4 protein-coding genes are annotated in these 4,006 nt (G+C 58.9%); 3 read left to right on the top strand and 1 reads right to left on the bottom strand.

Annotated elements, in window-relative coordinates; all coding sequences use genetic code 11:
• From QZ994_RS19020 to QZ994_RS19010, 3 genes are all read left to right on the top strand, one after another.
• The coding region (locus tag QZ994_RS19020) for a hypothetical protein (RefSeq protein WP_290877416.1) at positions 1 to 373 on the top strand (373 nt) is incomplete at its 5' end.
• The gene (locus tag QZ994_RS19015) at positions 366 to 1,619 is read left to right on the top strand and encodes an N-acetylmuramidase domain-containing protein (protein ID WP_290877414.1); all 1,254 of its coding nucleotides are present in this window, start codon (positions 366 to 368) and stop codon (positions 1,617 to 1,619) included. The genes QZ994_RS19020 and QZ994_RS19015, both read left to right, overlap by 8 nt.
• Positions 1,597 to 2,301, top strand: coding sequence for a hypothetical protein (locus QZ994_RS19010; protein ID WP_290877412.1), 705 nt, complete (start codon positions 1,597 to 1,599; stop codon positions 2,299 to 2,301). The genes QZ994_RS19015 and QZ994_RS19010 overlap by 23 nt, the downstream gene beginning before the upstream one ends.
• A 42-nt stretch (positions 2,302 to 2,343) precedes the next feature.
• Here the strand turns inward: QZ994_RS19010 and QZ994_RS19005 are convergent.
• The coding region (locus QZ994_RS19005; RefSeq protein ID WP_290877410.1) for an ATP-binding protein at positions 2,344 to 4,006 on the bottom strand (1,663 nt) is incomplete at its 5' end.

Below are 4,006 nucleotides of genomic sequence, written 5' to 3'. Positions count from 1 at the left end.
GGGGAGTGGGGCGGTGAGTTTGATGTCGTTGCCTTCCGGGGCTTCTACAAGGGTGCCTGAGCCAAGCATCAAACCTGTTTTGGAGGCGCCGGTCTTCAGCGAGGCGTTGGGTTTCACTGATTACCCAGGCGAATGGCTCCCATTCAGTGGCGCTAAAAGTGTGACGGTATTCGATGGCCCGAATTCAGTTGGGCAACTGTCGGCGGGCCCTGCCGAGGAGTTCACTGTCGGTGTGATCACCGACCAGGCCAAACAGGTGCGTTACGCCCTCGGCCTGAAGCATGATTGGACTGTGGAGCAGGAGATTGAAGTTGCCGATTGGGATGCTGGCGTGATGAGCGGCGAACACATTGATGAGGGCGACGATGAGTGAGTTGAGCATTCAGGACCCTTATCGGGTCAAGCACGGCGATACGTTGAGCAAACTGGCAAAGCGTTGCGGAAAGACCGTGACAGAACTCTGTCAACTCAATGGGATCGCCAACCCAAATATGCTGGATGAAGGTCAAACGCTTTACCTGTCGAAAGAAACAGCCTTCGGTGTCAGCGTTCTCTTTCTGGATGTATTGCGTCAACCCATCGAGAACTTGCGCTACAAGATCAAATTTGATGGGCAGGTCGTCCCGGGGGAAACGTCAGGCAATGGTTCAGCGGCAAAGGTGACAACCAAGGACGCGAAGTCTGTCGTCGAGGTTTTGGTTCAAGACCTTCAAGGACACTGGGTTCAGGTTTGCAAGGCAGCATCCGATCATGGGCACAAGTTGATCACTTTGGTCAGCGGGGCGTTGGTGTTCAATGGTGCGACACAAGAGCACCCCAAGAACGCGCCAAGCAAGCCTGAGTCGACAGGGGCGCAGCGTGCCTTGGGGAACGCCGAGGGCGACGCTATAAAAAACAACCCCAGTGTGAAGTCCAAGAAAGAAAAGGGTAAACACGGCCAGGCTGTGATTCAAATCGCTGTGGATATTCCTGAGGGACTGCGGCGACTGTTTGAATTGTATAAAGATGCTCCTATCACTGCAAAGCAATGGGACGATGTAGCAAACAACTTGGAATGCGAGGTTGCTGTATTGAAAGCCATTGCAGAGGTGGAAACCAAGGGTGCGGCATTCTGGCGGATCAATGCTGTTGATGGCAAACAGGTGCCCAGCATTTTGTTCGAGCGGCATTGGTTTAGTCGATTGACCAAGCACGCCCATGACAAAATGCATCCTGATATTTCAGGGCCTGCTTTCACGTCCAAGAAGGATGCCGATGCATCAGATCGCTATGGTTCTCACGCAACCAGTTACTTGCGTTTGATGAATGCCTACCGGATTGACCCAGAGGCCGCCTTGGCCTCTTGTTCATGGGGTAAATTTCAGATCATGGGCGGAGAGTTCGCAAACTGTGGTTTGACCAGCGCGACTGCAATGGTGGAGAAGATGTGCGCAGGTGAAGCTGGGCAAATTGGTTTGCTGTCGTCGTTCATTAGAAAAAAGGCGGGGGGTAAGTTGTGGTCTGCGGTGAAGGCCAAGAGGTGGGATCTGATTGCGCTTTACTATAATGGTGGTGATTACAAGAAGAATGCTTATGATAAGAAGATGGAGCAGGCGTATGAAAAATATAAATTGGTTTGATTTGGTGCGCGTTGCTGCCATTTTTGTCGGTGTCGGTGGGGTGTCAAATCTTTGCAATGCCGAATTATTGTTGGACTACAAGTTCCCGTGGACGGAGGAGCAGGTGGGTTTTGCGCTTCGTGGCGTACATTATTTCGAGGCTGCATTGAATCGTGATCAGGTTGCGCAAGGTTTTGAGGCCAAGAGTTTCTACGAAACAATTAATTTCTTCCGAATGCAATGGGGTGGTCGGAACTTTTACGTGGCTGGCGCTCAGTATCAGTCAAGGGAGCAGAATGCTGCCAGTATTGCTGCAATTTCTCGCAAAACTCAGTCAGGCCCTATTGCTGGCGGTGGAATATGTGCCCTGTTTATCTATGACGAAAAGCTGAAGCAGTCTGCCAAACACGACATCAAGCTCGCCGAAGCAAATGGCCGCACTTGGTGCAATGGCGTTCAGGCGCTGGCGAGGGTCAAGGGCCAGGACGCCTTGTTGTTTTCACTCAGCTACTACCTTACTGACAAGCCACTGGTCAAGAAGGCGCAAGACATTGGGGATGGCTGGCGTTACATGACTGTGCTGCTGAAATTGCGTGAGCAGGATGGCAAGGTTCTGATTGAGCAAGATGATGCCTGCCTCGGCAATCCTAATCAGATCAAAGATGTGTCTGCTGCACGCAAGGTGCTGGCTGAATGCAAGTGAGTCCAATACAGCATCGGGTTGATTGCACTCCGTGACTCCCCCTCACTGCGGCCCCGTCGCCTGCGTGCTGGGCAAATGCGCCAGGATGGTCAGCAGGCGGTTGATTTGCAGGGGCTTGACCAGGTAATGGCTGAAGCCGGTCTGGAGGGCGCGGGCGATGTGGTCGGGCAGGGCGTCGGCGCTGAGGGCGATCAGCGGCAGTTTCTTGAAGGCGGCCTGGCCGCGCAGGCGGCGGCAGAGGTCCAGGCCGGAGCCATCGGGCAGGTTGATGTCGACCAGGGCCACGTCGGGGTGGGTCGCTTCGATGCTGGCCAGGCCCTCGGCGGCGGTCTCGGCGGAATAAAGCCGCACCTGGGGGTAGGCCGCGAACATGGCCTCGACCAGGCTGCGGTTGAGCGCGTTGTCTTCGATGTGCACCACGCGCAGGGGCGGCAGCATGATGGCGGGTTCGTTGCCGCCGCGCAGGTTGTTGGCGCGCAGCGCGCCCGGGCCTTCGGCCAGCGGCAGGTGCAGGCTGAAGGTGCTGCCTTTGCCCAGGGTCGAGCTCACGGCGATGCGCCCGTGCATGAGTTCGGCCAGGCGCTGTGACACGGCCAGGCCCAAACCGTTGCCCGCAGGCTTGCCGGGAGCGGTGTCGAGGCGGGTGAAGGGCTGGAACAGGCGGGGAAGGTCGTTTTCTTCGATGCCGAAGCCCTGGTCGCGGATCTCGACGATGCCGATGCGCTCGTCTTGCGCGACCTTGCCCTGCAGCCAGATGGTGGCGCTGCGGGGGCTGAACTTGATGGCGTTGCTCATGAGGTTGAGCAGGATGGCCCGGGTGTGCTGCGGGTCGGCCCAGACGGCAGGGCACTGGCAGTCGACCACGACGGTCACGTCCTGGGCCAGGGCGTCGTCTTCCAGCGCGGCGCGCACCTCGCGCAGCAGCACCGAGATCTCGACACGCTGGGGGCGGATCCCCAGGGGCTTGTCGTCGAGTTTGGCGTATTCCAGTGCCTGGTCGAGCAGGGAGAGCAGCTGGCCCCCGGCCGTGTGGATGTGCCCGATCTGGCGGCGCTGCGATTCGGGCAGGCTGCTGTCTGCGTGCATGTCGAGCAGCTGGGTGAAGCCGAGGATGGCGTTGAGCGGCGAGCGCATGCTGTGGCTCATGCGGGCGAGGAAGTCGACCTTGGTCGCCAGGGCCACTTCGGCTTCCAGGCGCTTGGCGTGTTCGTGTTCGGCGCGGCGGTGTTCGCCGATGTCGGTCAGGACCTCGATGTAGCGGTTGATCTGGCCGTCCGGCCCGTGCAGGGGTTGCACCGAGCGGCTGACCCAGAAGGGCTCGCCGTCCTTGCGGTGGTGGCAGACCTCCAGGCGCTCGACGGTGGCGCCCTGGGCCAGCATCTGGTTGATGCGGGTGATGACGGCAGGGTCGGTGTGCGGGCCGCTCAGCAGTTCTTCGGGCAGCTGGCCGTGGCACTCGGTGAGCGGGAAGCCCGTGAGCCGCGTGAAGGCCGGGTTGACCCAGGTGATGCAACGCTGGGCGTCACAGATCAGGATGGCGTCGGTGGCGCGGTCGGCCACCAGGGCGAGTTCCTGGTTGGTGGCCTGGGCCCGTTGCAGCGCCGCCTGCATCTGTTTGAGCAACTGGTTCTGCTGCTCGAAGGCATCGTGGCGCAGGTGGAGCTCGTCGAGCAGGCGGGCCGGGTCGTCGGCCATGCTGCGTTGA

The sequence above is a fragment of the Aquabacterium sp. genome, from assembly GCF_021768455.1.
GTDB lineage: Bacteria > Pseudomonadota > Gammaproteobacteria > Burkholderiales > Burkholderiaceae_C > Aquabacterium.
Note: the sequence above shows the minus strand (reverse complement) of the source record. Positions and strands in the feature narration are given on the sequence as shown.